The following is an 18,959-nucleotide window of genomic DNA, read 5'->3' as shown; positions in this document are numbered from 1 at the left end:
AAGCGCGCGCCGCGTCGGTCCGTGTTAGGGACGTATTGGATTAAACGAACGCGCCCGCCCACAGGTCCATGTTCCTGATACGAGAGGGCGCACGGCGCGAAAAGCATCGTCACGTCACCCCCATGTCATGTCACCGCTAAGGTGCCGACGAACTCAGCAACCCGTATTCGGATAAGGACGCAGGAAGATGGACGATTACCAGGAAGAGCTACTGGAATTTCAGGCCCACGAGATGGACACGCCCGAACCGGCAGAAGACGCAACCGAACTCTAGTCCCCGCGTCGCTGCGTGCGGCGGTACGTGCCAGGCGTAAGGCCAGTCCAGCGCTTGAACGCGCGCTGGAAGGCCTCTGCCGAAGCGAACCCCAGCAGGTAGGCGATTTCGCCGAAGCTCAACTGGGTATCGCGGATGTAGGTCTCGGCCAGGTCACGCCGCGTGCCGTTCAACAGGTCACGAAAACGCGTGCCTTCTTCTGCCAGCCTGCGCCGCAGCGTCCAGGGCGGCAGTTGAAGCTGCAGGGCAATTTCGTCGAGCTCCGGCTCACGTCCCCCATTGAGCAGCGGCCCGAGCAGGTGGGTGATGCGTTCGCCCAGGCTACGCACGCGCGTCAGCTGCTGCATGTGTGCCTCGCTTACGGTCAGCAGTTGATGCCAGGTGCTGGGGCAATGCCTGGGGTTTGGCAGTTGCAGCGTGGCGCGGCTCAGGCGCAACTGGTTGCACTCGGCGGCAAAGCGGACCGGCGCGCTGCACAGGGGCTGATAGAGGGGGGCGTAGCTTGGGGCTGCAAACTCGATGTCCACGCGCTCGGCCAGCACTGGCGTACCGACCAGGTCGCCCAGCTGGGCCAGCCAGCCGGCGAGCAGCGAGTCGACCACAAAGCGGTTGTAGGCGTTGTACGGGCTGATGGAGTAAAAACGCAGCCAGGCGCCTTCGCCATCTTCGCAGTAGGTGGAGTGGCCTCGATAGTTGGAGGCGTACAGCGGTTCGAAGCGCAGCAAGGTGCGCGCCGCCTCGCCCAGGGTTGGCGCTTGCGCTGCCGTGACCCCGGCCAGCCCGGTATGGGCCAGCCGGCTCAACTGGCCAATCTGCAAACCCAGTGCAGGTTCGGCGCACAATGCGATGGCGGCGTGGCCCAGGTGCATGTAGCGCGGTATCGACAGGCGCGCATTGGCCTGGGCCAGCCGCGCCGTGTCCAGGCCATAGCGTTCGAGCAAGGGTGCAGGGTCGTGGCCCAGCCGTCGAATCGCGTCCGCCAAGGGTTGCACGAAGCCTACCGACAGGTCGCCCAGCCTTACCTGCGGGCGGCTCATGGTGCTAGAGCCATATATTCAGCAAGCGGGCACCTGGGCTGGGTGGCCCGGTCAACAGGTCGCCGGCTTGCCAGGCAAATCCTTGCCCATCGGCGCCTTGCTCCCAGAACTGGCCGCGCATGAAGACGCTCACACTGCTCACCTGATGACCGACAGGCGCGGTCAGCCGGTGCCAGGCCTCTTGCTCGCTGACCTCGCCACGCTTGACGGGCAAGCGCGTGCTGACAGGCTGGTGGCGATTGCCGCGCCAGGGTGTCAACCAGCTGTGCCTGCCGCTCAGAAAGGCAGGGATGGCCACCAGTTCGACCGATTGGGCCAGCAGCTGCTGGTGATTTTCCGGATACCAGCTGTCGCTCCCCACCAATACCCCAAGCCGCCCCGCAGGCGTGTGCAGCACCTGCAGAGGCTGGTCCACACCAGGGTGGATGAACCGCCTGTTCTCGCTGTCCGGATAGTGCTGGCGCTGGGGTTGGCCCAGGATGTTACCGTCACCGGCGAATACCACGCTGCTGTTGAACAGCGGCCCGCGCCCGGGGTGCAATGCACCCTCGCTGACATAGGGCTGCGGAAGCACGATCGAGCCAGCTACCAGGGTGACGCCGAATTCCTTGGCCAAGCCGCCGAACACCTGCTGGTAATCGGCTGCCATCTGATCGGCCTTCATGCGCAGATGGGCATCGGCCCGTCGGTCATCGCCCTCGGCCGCAAGCATGGCCCAGCCATAGCGGAGCGGGTTACTCAGTTCGAACCATTGCAGTGCTTCACGCTGCTGGGTCACCTGGTAGAACGCGTTTTTCTCGCCACGTGCCCACAGCCAGGTACCGATGTGCTCAGGCAATACCACCACGGTGCGAGGCGTGATCAGGCCTAGCGTGCGCGCCTGCTCGAGGTAGGCGGCAAGTTTGCGGTGCAGGCGTTGCAGGTCCTGGTAGTCCCCTGGGTACAGCAGCGGCTCGACGCCCAGCAGGTTGCCATGCTCGCCGGGTTGCCCGTGGTTGACTGCCAGCTCGATGCGCAGATCGGACAGGTAGTGCCCCTGTGGGCGCTGTTGGGTCCAGAAGGCGTAACCACACAGGGCGGCGATCACCCCCAGCAGCAGGGCACTTGTCAGAAATTTTTTCATGAAACGCTACAAGGCAATGGGCATGAAGGAGCCTTAGGGTAGACGCGCTGTTCGGGATGATCAATAACTTGTCAGTTCTGGTCATTGAGCCGGTTCAAACGGCTGTTTACTGTCTGCTTCATATAACGACAGGGCCGCCTCAGGGCGCAATGCCCGTTTACCGTGATCACCAGAGAAGCCGAACCATGACCGACACTCGCTACCCGCACCTGCTGGCCCCGCTGGACCTGGGCTTCACCACGTTGCGCAACCGTACCCTGATGGGCTCCATGCACACGGGGCTTGAGGAACGTCCAGGCGGGTTCGAGCGCATGGCTGCCTATTTTGCCGAACGGGCTCAGGGCGGCGTAGGCCTGATGGTCACCGGTGGCATTGCACCCAACGATGAAGGCGGTGTTTACGCAGGCGCCGCCAAACTCAGCACCGAAGCCGAAGCCGAGCAGCACCGTATCGTCACCGAGGCGGTGCACGCCGCAGGGGGCAAGATTTGCCTGCAGATCCTTCACGCCGGGCGCTATGCCTACAGCCCGCGCCAGGTGGCGCCAAGCGCCATTCAAGCGCCGATCAACCCGTTCAAGCCGCGGGAATTGGACGAGGCGGGGATCGAAAAGCAGATTGCCGACTTCGCCCACTGCGCGCTGCTTGCGCAGAAAGCTGGTTACGACGGTGTCGAGGTCATGGGCTCGGAAGGCTATTTCATCAACCAGTTCCTCGCCGCCCACACCAACCATCGCACCGACCGTTGGGGTGGCAGCTACGACAATCGCATGCGCCTGGCCGTGGAAATCGTCAGCCGGGTGCGCCGCGCGGTGGGCCCTAACTTCATTATCATCTTCCGCCTTTCGATGCTCGACCTGGTCGAAGGCGGCAGCACTTGGGACGAGATCCAGACCCTGGCCAAGGCCATCGAGCAGGCGGGGGCAACGTTGATCAATACCGGTATTGGCTGGCACGAGGCGCGCATTCCCACCATCGCCACCAAGGTGCCGCGTGCAGCCTTCAGCAAGGTCACCGCCAAGTTGCGCGGGGTAGTGGGTATTCCTTTGATCACCACCAACCGTATCAATACGCCAGAAGTGGCCGAGGCGGTGCTGGCCGAAGGGGATGCGGACATGGTGTCCATGGCCCGTCCGTTCCTGGCCGATCCTGCCTTCGTCAACAAGGCTGCCGCCGGGCGTGCTGATGAAATCAATACCTGTATCGGCTGCAACCAGGCGTGTCTGGACCATACGTTTGGCGGCAAGCTGACCAGTTGCCTGGTAAACCCAAGGGCCTGCCATGAAACCGAACTCAACTACCTGCCCGTGCGCATGGCCAAGCGCATTGCCGTCGTGGGCGCCGGCCCAGCAGGCCTTGCCGCTGCAACGGTGGCTGCCGAGCGTGGCCATGTGGTGACCTTGTTCGAATCGGCCAGCGAAATTGGCGGTCAGTTCAATGTTGCCAAGCGCGTGCCAGGCAAGGAGGAATTCAACGAGACCCTGCGGTATTTTCGCAACAAGCTGCGCAGCACTGGCGTCGACGTGCGCTTGAACACGCGCGTCGACGTGCCAGCGCTTGTGGCCGGCGGCTATGACGACATCATCCTCGCGACCGGCATCCTGCCCCGTGCACCGGCGATCCCGGGGATCGCGCACCCCAAGGTGCTCAGCTACCTGGATGTGCTGCTCGAGCGTAAGCCTGTGGGCAAGACAGTGGCTGTGATCGGCGCAGGGGGCATCGGTTTCGATGTATCCGAATACCTGGTGCATCAGGGCGTGTCCACCAGCCTGGACCGCGAAGCGTTCTGGAAGGAGTGGGGTATCGACACCCACCTCGAAGCCCGCGGCGGTGTGGCCGGTATCACACCCCAGCCCCACCCACCTGCCCGGCAGGTGTACCTGATGCAGCGCAAGACCTCCAAGGTGGGGGACGGCCTGGGCAAGACCACTGGCTGGATCCACCGTACCGGCTTGAAGAACAAGCAGGTGAAGATGCTCAATGGGGTCGAGTACCTGGCCATTGATGACGCGGGCCTGCACGTGCGCATTGGCGGCGGCGAGCCGCAGGTGCTGGCGGTGGACAACGTGGTGATCTGCGCAGGCCAGGACCCGCTGCGCGAATTGCAGGACGGGCTGGTGGCTGCGCGGCAGTCGGTACACCTGATCGGCGGTGCTGACGTGGCGGCAGAGCTCGACGCCAAGCGGGCGATCGACCAGGGGTCGAGGTTGGCGGCGCAGCTTTGATTCACCGCCCGCGCCAGATGCTCTGCTGATAGACTGGCGCCCATGCCTGTCGAACTCCCCTTGGCCCCTCTGCAACGCCTGACATTGCCCTGGCTGGCGAAGGCCCAGGTCGAGGCTGCCATCCTGCGCCTTGACCTGATCGACCCCCTGGTCAGCGGCAACAAGTGGTTCAAGCTGCGCCACCATCTGGAACAGGCGCTCGATGCCAAGGCCCCCGGCCTGGTGAGCCTGGGCGGCAACCATTCCAACCACCTGCATGCTCTGGCCGCTGCCGGCAAGCGCTTGGGCCTGGCCACGGCCGGCCTGCTGCGGGGTCATCCACGCCAAACACCCACCGTGCAGGATTTGCAGGCCATGGGCATGCAACTGCACTGGCTGGGCTACGAGGGCTACCGTGGTCGTAACGAGGCGGGTTTCTGGACGCCTTGGCACACGCACTATCCCGGCTGGCACTGCATCCCCGAAGGCGGAGGCGGGCAGGCCGGTGCGCAGGGGTGCGCGTCGATCGTGACTCAATTGCACGCGCAGCTTGCGACGCTGGGCTGGTCGGACTATGACGCCTGGTGGTTGGCCGCTGGCACGGGCACCACGCTGGCGGGCCTGGTGCTGGCCGAATCAGGAGCCCATGCCGTGCATGGGGCGCTGGCCGTACCCGAGCACTATGGAGTGGCCGAGACCGTGGCGGCACTTGCCGGTACGCAGGGCTACCGCCTGCACAGCGCCAGCCTGGGCGGCTTCGGCAAGTTCGACGATCAACTGCTGGCCTTCATCGCCGACTGCGAGCAGCAGGCCGGCGTTCCTTTCGAGGCGCTCTACACCGGCAAGGCATTGCTTGCGCTCAAGGCTCAGGTCGAAGCCGGGCTGTTCGCGCCCGGCACTCGTCTGGTGTTCGTCCATACCGGCGGTTTGCAGGGCCGCCGGGGTTACTTGTAAGGCAGCATGCGCAACAACGTATTGTCGCGTTTGACATAGTGATGATAAAGGCCGGCCAGTGCATGCAGTCCGATCAGCCAGTAGCCCCAGGTGCCGATACGCTCATGCCAGCCCTTGATGAACTTGGCCAGGTCCAGATCAGGGCCGATCAGGTGCGGCAACTCCAGGCCATAGAACGGCACCGGTTTGTCGGCGGCGCTGAGTATCAACCAGCCGGCCAGCGGCATGCCGATCATCAGCAGGTAGAGCAGCAGGTGAACCAGATGGGCCAGCCCGGTTTGCCAGGCAGGGGGTTTAGGGGATATGGGCGGCGCGCGATGAAGCACGCGCATGGCCAGGCGCAGCCACACCAGCACGAATACGCTCAGGCCCAACATGAAATGCAGGTCTTTCATCAGGTTGCGCTCTGCACTGTCGCGCGGGAAGATTCCGCGAAACTCGATACAGGCATAGACAGCGGCCAGCAGCACCAGCATCAGCCAGTGCAGGACAATGGACACGCGCGCGTAATGGCGCGCCGGGGTGCTCGAAACCATGCTTGTTCCTCATCGGTCGGTGGGGTGGCGCTCTTGGTGGCGCTCAGGTCCAGTTTACGATTTACCCAGGCTGTATCATTGCTCTAGGTCGGTGAAAAATATGTTGCCGCCCATGAGCGGGATCTGAGGTCAGAGGGCCAAGTCGCCCGGCCACTGATCAGCAACCAGAAACACCCGCTCTATCTCTTGCCAGCTGCCGTCCTGCTGCCGCTGCACATTGACCAGCAATTGCGCAGGCGCATCGGGTGCCAGCAAGTGCAGCCAGGCGGCGAACTGAGCTGCGCTCCAGACCTCGCAGGCCGCACACCGTGCGGGGGCGAGCCAGGCACTGCGCACCAGCGGTTGCCAATGCGCGCCGGGTGCGCTGATCCAGTCCTTGCGATGCAACCAGCGGCCACGCAGGTGCAGGGGGTGTACACCCAGTGGCGCCTCGCTCGGGGCCAGCGCCGGGTAGAACAGGTAGCCCCCCATCCACATGCTGGCCTGCACCGGGGGCAGGTCGAGCCGCTCAAGGGCGGTACGGCCCTGGGTGCTGGCCGACATGGGCAACTGGTGGCGGCGGATGTGTTCCAGCTTGGCTTGCAGGCGATCGTGGCAGCCAGGCCCTAGCCAGCCGCCCGGGTCGTTACCAAAGCGCTCGGGGCCCAGGTACAGCTTGATGGCCAGCTCCAGGTGATGCACCCCGTCGCGATCACGCAGCACCACATCCAGCTCGCCCAGGGTCCGGCCGTCTTCACGGATAGCCAAGTTGGCCGCCAACAGTTCCACGCCGGGCGCCTGTTGCAACGCGAATTGCCACAGGCGCTCGTAATACAGCCCAAGGCGGCGACTGCCAAGGCCCTTGAGCCAGTGCCGCAAGGGCGTGTCATCAATGTCCAGCCCGTACAACCAGGCCTGCAATGCCTGCGGCCGTTCGATCCAGAGGCTGCCTGCCAGCGGGTGGCGCTGGGGGCAGCCTGCGCGCTCGAGCAGCGGCGGCGAGAGCAGGGTCCAGGCAAGGTCACGCACCGCAGGGCGCTGTAATAGCCGGGGCAGGTGCACGAGCGAAGGAAATAGCATCATCCTGCGAGCATAGCCGGTTTGCCGCTGCTTCGTGGTTCGCCCATAATCGCTGCATCGTCACCCGTCGCAGAGCCTTGCAGGAGCCCCATGGAGCAATTTCGCAATATCGGTATCATCGGTCGTCTCGGCAGCTCGCAGGTGCTGGACACCATCCGCCGACTGAAAAAATTCCTCCTCGAGCGCCACTTGCACGTGATCCTCGAAGACACCATCGGTGAAGTCCTGCCGGGCCATGGGCTGCAGACCTCCACCCGCAAGCTGCTGGGCGAGGTCTGTGACCTGGTCATCGTGGTCGGCGGCGACGGCAGCCTGCTGGGCGCTGCGCGTGCGCTGGCGCGGCATAATATCCCGGTACTGGGCATCAACCGGGGCAACCTGGGCTTTCTTACCGACATCCGTCCGGATGAGTTGGAAGAGAAAGTCTCCGAAGTGCTCGATGGTCACTACCTGGTCGAGAACCGTTTCCTGCTGCAAGCCGAAGTGCGCCGTCACCAGGAGGCGATCGGCCAGGGCGATGCGCTAAACGACGTGGTCCTGCACCCAGGCAAGTCCACCCGCATGATCGAATTCGAGATCTACATCGACGGCCAGTTCGTCTGCAGCCAGAAGGCCGACGGCCTGATCGTCGCCACCCCGACCGGCTCCACGGCCTACGCCTTGTCCGCCGGCGGCCCGATCATGCACCCCAAGCTCGATGCAATCGTCATCGTGCCCATGTACCCGCACACCTTGTCTGGGCGGCCGATCGTCGTCGATGGCAACAGCGAACTGAAGATCGTGGTGGCCAAGGACCTGCAGATCTACCCGCAGGTGTCGTGCGACGGTCAGAACCACTTCACCTGCGCACCCGGTGACACCATCACGGTGAGCAAGAAGCCCCAGAAGCTGCGCCTGATCCACCCGCTGGATCACAACTACTACGAAGTCTGCCGCACCAAGCTTGGCTGGGGCAGCCGCCTGGGGGGCAGGGACGACTGATGCTGGATCCGGCGCGCAGTTTCGACATCATCGGTGACGTTCACGGCTGTGCCTTGACCCTTGAGCGCTTGCTCGATGTCCTCGGTTACCAGCGCATTGCCGGCGTCTGGCGCCACCCTCGGCGGCAGGCGCTGTTCTTGGGCGATATCGTGGACCGCGGCCCGCGTATCCGCCAAGCCCTGCACATCGTTTACGACATGGTCGCCGCCGGGCAGGCGCACTGCATCATGGGCAATCACGAATACAGTGCACTGGGCTGGGTGACGCCGGCACTGCCGGGCAGCGGCAAGGCCTTCGTGCGCGAACATACCCCTCGCCACGCCAGGCTCATCGACGAAACCCTCACCCAGTTCGCCAATCACCCTGCGGACTGGCAGGCGTTTCTCGACTGGTTCCAGACGCTGCCACTGTTCATCGATGCCGGTCGATTCCGCCTGGTGCACGCCTGCTGGGATGCAAGCCTGATCGAGCCGCTGCGGCGCCAGTACCCCGATGGGCGCGTCGACCGCCACTTCGTCCAAGCCTCGGCGGTGAGCGGCAGCTTTGCCGCCAACGTTTGCAACCGCTTGCTGCGTGGCACCGACATGCGCCTGCCCGATGGCCTGACCCTGACCGGTGGCGATGGCCTGACCCGCGCGTTCTTCCGCACCAAGTTCTGGGAAGATGATCCGCAGACCTATGGCGATATCGTCTTCCAGCCCGATGCGCTGCCGGCGGAGGTGGCCAACACACCGCTCAGCCACAGCCAGAAAAGCGCGTTGCTGCGCTATGCCGAGGACGAGCCCATGCTGTTTGTTGGCCATTACTGGCGCAGCGGCCGGCCCGCACCGATTCGCAGCAACCTGGCCTGCCTGGACTACAGCGCCGTGCTGTACGGCAAGCTGGTCGCCTACAGGCTGGACGATGAAACCCGTATCGACCCCCGCAAGTTCGTCTGGGTGGATGTCGACCGACCACAGGCTAGCCAATGAACATTATCCAAGTGATGCGCCTGCCGCTGACGGTCGACCTCAGCGGTTTCGTGCAGATGCTGCAACGCTTGCAGGTGCCGCACCGGGTCAGCGAGGAGGGCGAGGACCAGGTACTCTGGGCGCCTGAGGCCCTGGCTGACGAGGTGTTGCACCTCTACCAGCGCTACCCCGATGGCAACGCCGACCTGCAGGCCGAGCCTGACGCCGCGCTACCCGACCAGCAGGGGCAGGACATGTCACAGCCGTCGCTGCTGGCCCAGGCCAAGGCCTGCAAGGTCACCGCCCTGACGCTGTTGCTGACGTTCGTGGTCGCCGGGCTTACGGGCCTGGGCGACAACTTCACCACCATCGGCTGGTTCACGTTTCTCGATTTTCACGTGCAGGGCGATTACCTGTACTTCACGCCGCTGGCCGAGGGTCTGGCGCACGGGCAATGGTGGCGGCTGGTCTCGCCGATGCTGCTGCATTTCGGTGCGCTGCACCTGGCCATGAACAGCCTGTGGTTCTGGGAGCTGGGCAAGCGCATCGAGTTGCGCCAGGGCCCATGGACGCTGCTGGGGCTCACCGCGCTGTTCAGCCTGGTATCGAACCTGGCCCAACACTACACCACAGGGCCTGGCCTGTTCGGTGGGCTTTCAGGCGTGCTCTATGGCCTGCTCGGGCACATCTGGCTGTATCAATGGCGGGCACCGAACCCGCACTTCAACCTGCCCAAGGGCGTGCTGGTGATGATGCTCCTCTGGCTGGTGGTGTGCCTGACCGGCGTCGTCGGCACGCTGGGCCTGGGCCAGATCGCCAACGCCGCGCACGTCGGTGGGTTGCTCATCGGATGCCTGACCGGGCTCTTGGGTGGGGCGCTCGCCCGGCGTAAACTGTCGGCTTGAATCAGGAGACAACATGTCCACTTTCGCGCAAATGATCGAAAACATCACCCCGGAAATCTACGAGAGCCTGAAGCTGGCCGTGGAAATCGGCAAATGGTCGGACGGCCGCAAGCTGACTGCCGAGCAGAAAGAGCTGTCCCTGCAAGCGGTCATTGCCTGGGAGATGAAAAACCTGCCCGAGGACCAGCGCACCGGTTACATGGGCCCGCAGGAATGCGCGTCCAAATCCGCCCCCGTCCCCAACATCCTGTTCAAGTCGGACTCGGTACATTGATCGAACTCGCTCGTGGCTCGTTGAGCAAGATGGCCGTCAGCCTGGCCGACCCCGTGGTGCAATACAGCTTTCGCCTAGGCGATACCCTGGTGCCGGTCAACCCCCTGATCGGCAAGCCGCTGCGCCTGCAATACCTGGGTGCCATCCACTGCAGCCACTGCGGCAAGCGCACCAAGAGCAGCTACAGCCAGGGTTACTGCTACCCCTGCATGACCAAGCTGGCCCAGTGCGACATGTGCATCATGGCTCCGGAGCGCTGCCACTACGACGCAGGCACCTGCCGCGATCCGTCCTGGGGCGAGCAGTTCTGCATGACCGATCACGTGGTCTACCTGGCCAACTCCTCCGGTATCAAGGTCGGTATCACCCGCGCCACCCAGCTGCCCACCCGCTGGCTCGACCAGGGGGCCAGCCAGGCCTTGCCTATCCTCAGGGTGGCCACCCGGCAGCAGTCCGGGCTGGTCGAAGACCTGCTGCGCAGTCAGGTGCCGGACCGCACCAATTGGCGCGCCCTGCTCAAGGGTGACGCCGAGCTGCTCGACCTGCCGGCATTGCGCGATCAGGTGCTGGAAGCATGTGCAGAAGGGCTTGGCCAGCTGCAGGCGCGCTTCGGCCTGCAGGCGATTCAGCCTCTGACCGACGCCGAGGTCGTGCACATGACATACCCGGTCCAGGCTTACCCGACCAAAGTGGTCAGCTTCAACCTGGACAAGAACCCGGTCGTGGAGGGTACGCTGCTGGGCATCAAGGGCCAGTACCTGATCTTCGACACCGGTGTGATCAATATTCGCAAGTACACGGCCTACCAGTTGGCCGTGCTCCAGTAAAAGGGACCTGCAGATGCGTACCGAACAACCGCAAGTGATCCATCTCAAGGACTACAAGGCGCCTGAGTACCTGATCGACGAGACGCACCTGACCTTCGAGCTGTTCGAAGACCACACCCTGGTCCACGCGCAACTGATCATGCGCCGCAACCCGGTGCACGGGGGCGGCCTGCCTGCGCTGGTGCTCGACGGCCAGCAACTCGAACTGGTGCGCGCCGCCCTGGACGATGAACCCTTGCAGGAAGGCGACTACCAGATCGACGCAAGCAGCCTGACCGTTCAGCCACGGGCAGAGCACTTCACCCTCGACACCACCGTCAGGATCCATCCCGAAACCAACACGGCGCTCGAGGGCTTGTACAAGTCCGGCAAGATGTTCTGCACCCAGTGCGAGGCCGAGGGTTTCCGCAAGATCACCTACTACCTCGACCGCCCCGATGTGATGAGCATCTTCACCACCACGGTGATCGCTGAACAGCACCGCTACCCGGTGCTGCTCTCCAACGGCAACCCGGTAGGCAGCGGCCCTGCCGAGGACGGCCGTCACTGGGCGACCTGGGAAGACCCGTTCATGAAGCCGGCCTACCTGTTCGCCCTGGTCGCAGGCGACCTGTGGTGCGTGGAAGACACCTTCACCCGCCAATCGGGCCGTGATGTGACCCTGCGCATCTATGTGGAGCCGGAGAACATCGACAAGTGCGACCACGCCATGGTCAGTCTGAAAAAGTCCATGCGTTGGGATGAAGAGGTCTACGGCCGCGAGTACGACCTGGACATCTTCATGATCGTCGCGGTCAACGACTTCAACATGGGGGCCATGGAAAACAAAGGCCTGAACATCTTCAACTCCAGCTGCGTGCTGGCGCGCGCCGAGACGGCCACCGATGCCGCGCACCAGCGGGTCGAAGCCGTGGTGGCCCATGAGTACTTCCATAACTGGTCGGGCAACCGCGTTACCTGCCGCGACTGGTTCCAGCTGTCGCTCAAGGAAGGCTTCACGGTGTTCCGCGATGCCGAATTCAGTGCCGACATGAATTCACGCACCGTCAAGCGCATCGAGGACGTTGCCTACCTGCGCACCCATCAGTTCGCCGAGGATGCGGGCCCCATGGCCCACCCGGTGCGCCCGGACAGCTTCATCGAGATTTCCAACTTCTACACCCTGACCGTGTACGAGAAAGGCTCGGAAGTGGTACGCATGGTGCGCACGTTGCTGGGGGCCGAAGGCTTCCGCCAGGGCAGCGACCTGTATTTCGAGCGTCACGATGGGCAGGCGGTGACCACCGACGACTTCATCAAGGCCATGGAAGACGCCAACGGTGTCGACCTGACGCAGTTCAAGCGCTGGTACAGCCAGGCCGGTACGCCGCGCCTGGAAGTGACCGACGCCTACGACGAAGCGGCGAGCACCTATAGCCTGACGTTCCGCCAAAGCTGCCCACCCACCCCGGACAAGGCCGAGAAGCTGCCCTTCGTGATCCCGGTCGAACTGGGCCTGCTCGATGCCCAGGGCAACGACCTGCCGCTGCAATTGGCGGGCGAGTCCTCGGCAGTGGGCAGCACCCGGGTGCTGTCGGTGACCGAGGCCGAGCAGACTTTCGTCTTCCAGGGCATCCAGGCACGGCCGTTGCCGTCGCTGCTGCGCGGTTTCAGTGCCCCGGTCAAGCTGAGCTTCCCGTACGACCGTGACCAGTTGATGTTCCTGATGCAGCACGACAGCGACGGCTTCAACCGCTGGGAAGCCGGTCAGCAACTGGCCGTGCAGGTGCTGCAGGAGCTGATCGGCCAGCACCAGCGTGGTCAGGCGCTGCAACTGGACCCGCGTCTGGTCAGGGCGTTGGCTACGGTACTGGGCGACACTTCGCTCGATGCTGCCATGGTGGCCGAAATGCTCTCGCTGCCAGGGGAGGGCTACCTGACCGAGATCAGCCAGGTGGCCGATGTGGACGCCATCCACGCAGCCCGCGAGTTCGCCCGCCGGCAAATTGCCGAGCAATTGTTCGAGCCACTCTGGACGCGTTACCAGGCCAACCGCGCGGTCTCGCGTGACACCGCGTACGTTGCCTCTGCCGAGCACTTTGCCCGCCGCAGCCTGCAGAACATCGCCCTGTCGTACCTGATGCTCAGCGCTGAACCGCAGGTGCTGCAAGCGACCCTGGAGCAGTTCGAGCAGTGCGACAACATGACCGAGCGCCTCACGGCCCTGGCGGTGCTGGTGAACTCACCCTTCGAGGCCGAGCGCGCCAAGGCCCTGGAAAGCTTTGCAGAGCACTTCAAGGACAACCCCCTGGTCATGGACCAATGGTTCAGCGTGCAGGCGGCCAGTACCTTGCCAGGGGGCCTGGCACGGGTGAAGGCGTTGATGCAGCACCCCGCGTTCACCCTGAAGAACCCGAACAAGGTGCGCGCGGTGGTCGGTGCCTTTGCCGGCCAGAACCTGGTCAACTTCCATGCCGCCGATGGCTCCGGTTATTGCTTCCTGGCGGATCTGGTGATCGAGCTCAATGCCCTTAACCCGCAGATCGCCTCCCGGCAGTTGGCGCCGCTGACCCGCTGGCGCAAATACGACGCCGCCCGCCAGGCCCTGATGAAGGGTGAGCTGGAGCGGATTCTGGCTTCTGGTGAGCTCTCCAGCGACGTCTATGAAGTGGTAAGTAAAAGCCTGGCATGACGCCGGGGCCCGCTTGAGGGCCACGGTTTCAACTGCCGACGTTGTTACGCTGCACAGGCAGCACCTGCGGGTGAGTCGTGTTCGCCCGCAGGCGCTGAATCCTCTGCCCGCGAACGGCTCGTCCTGCGCCGATAACAAAACATAACACCCCGCCCGTTGTGCTCCGCCAAATCCTCCCGTTACGATCACCGCACGCCCTTGCAGGCCTCTATTGCGGGCATTTGTGCGTCCTGCAAGGTATTGACCCACCCAACAAAAATACAATCGGGGGCAGTCATGAGGAAATGGAGCAGGCGCGCTGGATGGCCGGTAGCGGCCGCTGCAGCGCTCACCCTTGCACTGAGTGGATGGCAAGGCGCGCAGGCTGCGTCAGCCGATGAATACTCCACCGAATCGGCCAAGGCCAGTCAAAGGCTGTTGATCGACGCTGCCCATGCAGGCACGCGTGTGGTCGTGGTCGGCGACCGGGGCCATATCCTGTTCTCTGACGACCAGGGCAGCACCTGGACCCAGGCCCGTGTGCCAACCCGCCAGCTGCTGACGGCCGTTTTTTTCCTTGATGACAAGCGCGGTTGGGCCGTCGGCCACGATGCGCAGATCCTCGCCACTGGCGACGGCGGGGCGACCTGGAGCAAACAGTTTGAAGACCTGTCACGCGAAGCACCCTTGCTCGACATCGTGTTCCTCGACGCCCAGCACGGCCTGGCCGTGGGCGCCTACGGCGCCTTGCTCGAAACCACGGACGGGGGCCAGCATTGGCAGGACGTGGCCGAGCGCCTCGACAACCCCGATCAGTTGCACCTCAATGCTATCGCCAAGGTGCGTGACGCTGGCTTGTTCATCGTTGGGGAGCAGGGCGGCATGTTCCGCTCCGAGGACAGTGGGCAGCACTGGCAGAAAGTCGAAGGGCCTTACCAGGGGTCGCTGTTCGGCGTGATCGGCACTGCCCAGCCGCGTACCTTGCTGGCGTTCGGCTTGCGCGGCAACCTGCTGCGCTCCACCGACTTCGGCGACACCTGGCAATCCATCCCCTTGCAGGCTGCGCGAGGCGAGCTCGAGTTCGGCCTGGCCGGTGCCACGCTGCTCGACGATGGCACCGTCGTGGTGGTCGGCAACGGCGGCAGCGTGCTGCGCAGCACCGATGCCGGCCAGACCTTCAGCGTCCACAACCGCCCGGACCGCATCGCCCTGTCCGGTGTCAGCGCCCTGCCCAACGGCGAGCTCCTGCTGGTAGGGCAGGGCGGCGCCCACATCGCCAATGCCAAGGGGCTCGACGCCGCCGACAGTGAGGCACAGCCATGAGCAGCCAGGAGCACCTTCCCATGCAGCCGCATCATCAGGACAAAGCCACACTGCTCGAACGCCTGATCTTCAACAACCGGCCGGCGGTCATCATCCTCTGTGTGCTGGTCAGCCTCTTCCTGTTCTGGCAAGCCACACAAATTCGCCCCTCCACCAGCTTCGAGAAAATGATCCCGTTGCAGCACCCCTTCATCGAACAGATGATGGAGCACCGCAACGATCTGGCCAACCTGGGCAACACCGTGCGTATCTCGGTCGAGGCGGTCAAAGGCGACATCTTCGACAAAAACTACATGGAGACTCTGCGCCAGATCCACGACGAGGTGTTCTACATCCCTGGCGTCGATCGGGCCGGGCTCAAGTCGCTGTGGAGCCCGAGCGTGCGCTGGAGCGAAGTCACCGAGGAGGGGTTTTCCGGTGGCGAGGTGATTCCCAACACCTATGACGGCTCGCAGGCCAGCCTCGATACCCTGCGCGAAAACGTGCTGAGGTCCGGGCAAATAGGCCGGCTGGTGGGCAACAACTTCAAATCCAGCATCATCGACGTGCCACTGCTGGAAAGTTACCCCGACCCGCAGGACCCGGGGCGGGTGGTCAAGCTCGACTACCAGCAGTTCTCCCACTTGCTCGAAGAAAAGATCCGCGACAAGTTCCAGGCCCAGAACCCCAATGTGAAGGTGCATATCGTCGGGTTCGCGAAGAAGGTCGGTGACCTCATCGACGGGCTGGTCATGGTGGTGATGTTCTTCGGCATCGCCCTGTTAATCACCTGGGTGTTGTTGTACTGGTTCACCTGGTGCATCCGCAGCACCATCGCGGTGCTGATTACCACTTTGGTGGCGGTGGTGTGGCAACTGGGGCTCATGCACGCGGTCGGCTTCGGCCTGGATCCGTATTCGATGCTGGTGCCGTTTCTGATCTTTGCCATCGGTATTTCCCACGGTGTGCAGAAGATCAACGGCATCGCCCTGCAATCGAGCGATGCAGACAACGCCCTGACGGCGGCCAGGCGCACGTTCCGGCAGCTGTTCCTGCCGGGCATGATTGCCATCCTCGCCGATGCCGTGGGCTTCATCACCCTGTTGATCATCGACATCGGCGTGATCCGCGAACTGGCTATCGGTGCCTCCATCGGCGTCGCGGTGATCGTCTTCACCAACCTCATCCTGCTGCCGGTGGCCATCTCCTATGTGGGTATCAGCAAGAAAGCCATCGAGCGCAGCAAGCGCGATGCTACGCGCGAGCATCCGTTCTGGCGTCTGTTGTCGCGCTTTGCCAGCCCCAGGGTGGCGCCTGTTTCCATTGCCCTGGCCCTGGTCGCCTTCGCCGGGGGCCTGTGGTACAGCCAGAACCTGAAGATCGGCGACCTCGACCAAGGGGCACCGGAGCTGCGGCCCGACTCGCGCTACAACCAGGACAACAACTTCATCATCAGCAACTATTCCACCAGCTCCGATGTGCTGGTGATCATGGTCAAGACGGCCGCCGAGCAGTGTTCGGTGCATTCGACCCTGGCGCCGATCGACGAGCTGATGTGGACCATGGAAAACACGCCTGGGGTGCAGTCGGCCATTTCCCTGGTCAGCGTGTCCAAACAGGTGATCAAGGGCATGAACGAGGGTAGCCTCAAGTGGGAAACCCTCTCGCGCAACCCCGATGTCCTCAACAACTCCATCGCACGGGCCGATGGTCTGTACAACGGCGATTGCTCGCTGGCGCCGGTGCTGGTGTTTCTCAATGACCACAAGGCCGAGACCCTCGAACGGGTTACGGCGGCTGCCAAGGCCTTTGCCGACAGCCACGACAGGGAAGGCTTGCAGTTCCTGCTGGCTGCCGGCAATGCCGGTATCGAAGCGGCCACCAACGAGGTGATCAAGTCGGCCGAGCTGACCATCCTGATCCTGGTCTACCTGTGTGTGGCGATCATGTGCCTGATCACCTTCCGCTCTTTCGCCGCAACCCTGTGCATCGTGCTGCCCTTGGTGTTGACCTCGGTGCTGGGCAACGCGTTGATGGCGTACATGGGCATCGGCGTCAAAGTGGCGACGCTGCCGGTGGTTGCGCTGGGCGTGGGTATTGGCGTGGACTATGGCATCTACATCTACAGCCGCTTGGAGAGCTTCCTGCGCGCTGGGCTGCCGTTGCAGGAGGCCTATTACCAGACCCTGCGCTCCACCGGCAAGGCTGTGCTGTTCACCGGCCTGTGCCTGGCCATCGGGGTGTGTACCTGGATCTTCTCGGCCATCAAGTTCCAGGCGGATATGGGCCTGATGCTGACCTTCATGCTGTTGTGGAACATGTTCGGGGCGCTGTGGCTGCTGCCGGCGCTGGCGCGGTTCCTGATCAAGCCCGAGAAGATGGCAGGCAAGGCGGGGGGCTCGATTTTCGCCCATTGAAACGACCGGTTGGTGTGCGTCCATGGGGGTATAATGCGGGGTTTTTCCACACGCAATGTCCCGTACAGGTACCCCCATGTCCCCTCTCGCCAGCGCCTTGCAACACTGCGACATGCTTTTGATAGACGGCCTTCACGCGTTCGATTTCACCTGCGACGAGCAGGGCCTTGCCATCGAATGCATGGACGGCCGCCAACTGCGCCGTTGGGTATTCACCGCCGCGCAGGTCGATGCAGCCAGTAAAGAAGTGAACGACTGGCGCATCTGCACTGCCGAAAGTGAGCACCGACTCATCTGTCTGGATGCATTTCGCGCCCCGGAAGAAGACCATGAACCGGACCTGGAAGACCCTGCTAACCGCTAGTTGCATGACCCTGACCTACACTGCCCAGGCTGCCACCTTGCTGGTTGGCACCTACACAGACGGTGCCAGCCAAGGCATCTACCGCTACGCCTTCGACAGCGAAGCCGGCACAATCCGCCCCGAGCCGCTGCAGGTGGTAGAGAGCGTCAGCCCCTCGTGGCTGGTGCTTTCCGAAGACAAGCGCCTGCTGTTTGCCGTCAATGAAACCGCAGACGGTCACGTCAGCGCATTCAACATTGCCAGTGATGGGAATGTACGCCTGCTCGATCAACTGTCTAGCCAGGGCGACGAGCCTACCCACGCCAGCCTTAGCCAGGACCAGCGTTACCTGTTCGTGGCCAACTACGCGGTCGATCCCGACCCAGGCGGCGGCCTTTCGGTGTTGCCGGTTGACAGGCAGGGTGCCTTGCAGCCGGTGATTCAGCAGGCGCGCCACCAGGCCAGCGGGGTCAACCCCGAGCGGCAGGCCAGCGCCCATGTCCATTCGGTGGTGCCGTCCCCGGACGGCCAGCATGTCTATGCCAGCGACCTGGGTGCTGACAAGGTGTTCGTCTACCGCTATGACGGGGCGAGCACGAACAAGCCACTGACCCCGTCACAGCCTGCCTCGGTTTCGTTGCCTGCGGGCAGTGGACCACGCCACTTGTTGTTCGACGCCAGCGGTAAGCATGCCTACCTGACCTTGGAGATGCATGCCGAAGTGGTGATGTTCGATGTCCGGGAGGGCGACCTGATCGAACGCCAGCGTCTGCCACTGACCGAGCGCCAGGAGGCGGCTGCCAAGGCGGGCGCGGGCTTGCACCTGTCGGCAGACGGTCGCTTTCTGTACGTCAGCAACCGCGGCACGGCCAACGAGATCGTCGTGTTCAGCGTCGGCAAGCAGGATGGACGGTTGGCGTTGGTGCAACGTCGGTCGGTCGAAGGTGACCACCCCCGTGAATTCGCGCTGGACCCCAGTGACAGGTTCCTGCTGGTCGCCAATCAGAAGAGCAACCAGATCAAAGTCATGCGCCGCGACCCGCTCACGGGCAAGCTGGGGGAAACGGTACAGACTTTCGATCAGCCGGCGCCGTCGGATCTGAAGTTCATGCGCTGACCTTCGCGT

Annotated in this window: 16 protein-coding genes; 12 read left to right on the top strand and 4 right to left on the bottom strand. The window is 63.6% G+C overall.

Annotated elements, in window-relative coordinates; translation table 11 throughout:
* Nucleotides 1-270 precede the first annotated feature (270 nt).
* Together FS777_RS16230 and FS777_RS16225 are read right to left on the bottom strand one after the other, a co-directional pair.
* Nucleotides 271-1,311, bottom strand: coding sequence for an AraC family transcriptional regulator (locus FS777_RS16230; RefSeq protein ID WP_145256414.1), 1,041 nt, complete (start codon nt 1,309-1,311; stop codon nt 271-273).
* Between the two features lie 4 nt (nt 1,312-1,315).
* Nucleotides 1,316-2,434, bottom strand: coding sequence for a nitrilase-related carbon-nitrogen hydrolase (locus FS777_RS16225; protein ID WP_145256411.1), 1,119 nt, complete (start codon nt 2,432-2,434; stop codon nt 1,316-1,318).
* Nucleotides 2,435-2,619: 185 nt separating this feature from the next.
* Here FS777_RS16225 and FS777_RS16220 point away from each other — a divergent pair, with 185 nt between their 5' ends.
* Together FS777_RS16220 and FS777_RS16215 are read left to right on the top strand one after the other, a co-directional pair.
* Nucleotides 2,620-4,656: an NADPH-dependent 2,4-dienoyl-CoA reductase gene (locus tag FS777_RS16220; protein WP_145256408.1), complete on the top strand. Its 2,037-nt coding sequence runs from the start codon at nt 2,620-2,622 to the stop codon at nt 4,654-4,656.
* Nucleotides 4,657-4,698: 42 nt separating this feature from the next.
* Nucleotides 4,699-5,589, top strand: coding sequence for a 1-aminocyclopropane-1-carboxylate deaminase/D-cysteine desulfhydrase (locus tag FS777_RS16215; RefSeq protein ID WP_078478234.1), 891 nt, complete (start codon nt 4,699-4,701; stop codon nt 5,587-5,589).
* Here the strand turns inward: FS777_RS16215 and FS777_RS16210 are convergent.
* Nucleotides 5,580-6,125, bottom strand: a complete 546-nt coding sequence (locus FS777_RS16210; protein WP_058605524.1) for a cytochrome b — start codon at nt 6,123-6,125, stop codon at nt 5,580-5,582. The genes FS777_RS16215 and FS777_RS16210 overlap by 10 nt on opposite strands.
* A 129-nt stretch (nt 6,126-6,254) precedes the next feature.
* On the bottom strand, nt 6,255-7,187 hold the full coding sequence (locus FS777_RS16205; protein ID WP_145256406.1) for a DUF1853 family protein: 933 nt from the start codon (nt 7,185-7,187) through the stop codon (nt 6,255-6,257).
* An 87-nt stretch (nt 7,188-7,274) separates the two neighbouring features.
* On the opposite strand from FS777_RS16205, the gene FS777_RS16200 reads away from it, so the two are divergent.
* From FS777_RS16200 to FS777_RS16155, 10 genes are all read left to right on the top strand, one after another.
* Nucleotides 7,275-8,165, top strand: coding sequence for an NAD(+) kinase (locus FS777_RS16200; RefSeq protein ID WP_023533692.1), 891 nt, complete (start codon nt 7,275-7,277; stop codon nt 8,163-8,165).
* Nucleotides 8,165-9,136 (top strand): metallophosphoesterase, encoded by a 972-nt coding sequence (locus tag FS777_RS16195; protein WP_145256403.1) that lies wholly within the window; start codon nt 8,165-8,167, stop codon nt 9,134-9,136. Before FS777_RS16200 ends, FS777_RS16195 begins: the two co-directional genes overlap by 1 nt.
* The gene (locus FS777_RS16190; protein ID WP_058637661.1) at nt 9,133-10,020 is read left to right on the top strand and encodes a rhomboid family intramembrane serine protease; all 888 of its coding nucleotides are present in this window, start codon (nt 9,133-9,135) and stop codon (nt 10,018-10,020) included. The genes FS777_RS16195 and FS777_RS16190 overlap by 4 nt, the downstream gene beginning before the upstream one ends.
* A gap of 13 nt (nt 10,021-10,033) precedes the next feature.
* Nucleotides 10,034-10,294 (top strand): YeaC family protein, encoded by a 261-nt coding sequence (locus FS777_RS16185; protein ID WP_023533690.1) that lies wholly within the window; start codon nt 10,034-10,036, stop codon nt 10,292-10,294.
* On the top strand, nt 10,291-11,121 hold the full coding sequence (locus FS777_RS16180) for a DUF2797 domain-containing protein (RefSeq protein ID WP_145256400.1): 831 nt from the start codon (nt 10,291-10,293) through the stop codon (nt 11,119-11,121). The genes FS777_RS16185 and FS777_RS16180 overlap by 4 nt, the downstream gene beginning before the upstream one ends.
* Before the next feature lie 13 nt (nt 11,122-11,134).
* A complete protein-coding gene (gene pepN / locus FS777_RS16175) occupies nt 11,135-13,792 on the top strand; it encodes an aminopeptidase N (RefSeq protein ID WP_145256397.1) in 2,658 nt (885 codons plus the stop codon).
* A gap of 276 nt (nt 13,793-14,068) precedes the next feature.
* On the top strand, nt 14,069-15,094 hold the full coding sequence (locus FS777_RS16170; RefSeq protein WP_145256394.1) for a YCF48-related protein: 1,026 nt from the start codon (nt 14,069-14,071) through the stop codon (nt 15,092-15,094).
* A gap of 20 nt (nt 15,095-15,114) precedes the next feature.
* Nucleotides 15,115-17,490, top strand: coding sequence for an RND family transporter (locus FS777_RS16165; protein WP_145256391.1), 2,376 nt, complete (start codon nt 15,115-15,117; stop codon nt 17,488-17,490).
* A 76-nt stretch (nt 17,491-17,566) separates the two neighbouring features.
* On the top strand, nt 17,567-17,854 hold the full coding sequence (locus tag FS777_RS16160) for a DUF5629 family protein (RefSeq protein WP_058637657.1): 288 nt from the start codon (nt 17,567-17,569) through the stop codon (nt 17,852-17,854).
* Complete coding sequence (locus FS777_RS16155) at nt 17,820-18,950, top strand: lactonase family protein (RefSeq protein ID WP_058637656.1); 1,131 nt, start codon at nt 17,820-17,822, stop codon at nt 18,948-18,950. The genes FS777_RS16160 and FS777_RS16155 overlap by 35 nt, the downstream gene beginning before the upstream one ends.
* Nucleotides 18,951-18,959 lie beyond the last annotated feature (9 nt).

Source organism: Pseudomonas sp. DE0157 (assembly GCF_007678615.1).
GTDB classification, from domain to species: domain Bacteria; phylum Pseudomonadota; class Gammaproteobacteria; order Pseudomonadales; family Pseudomonadaceae; genus Aquipseudomonas; species Aquipseudomonas parafulva_B.
The sequence above is the reverse complement of the archived record's forward strand: the minus strand, read 5'-3'. Positions and strand labels throughout refer to the sequence as shown.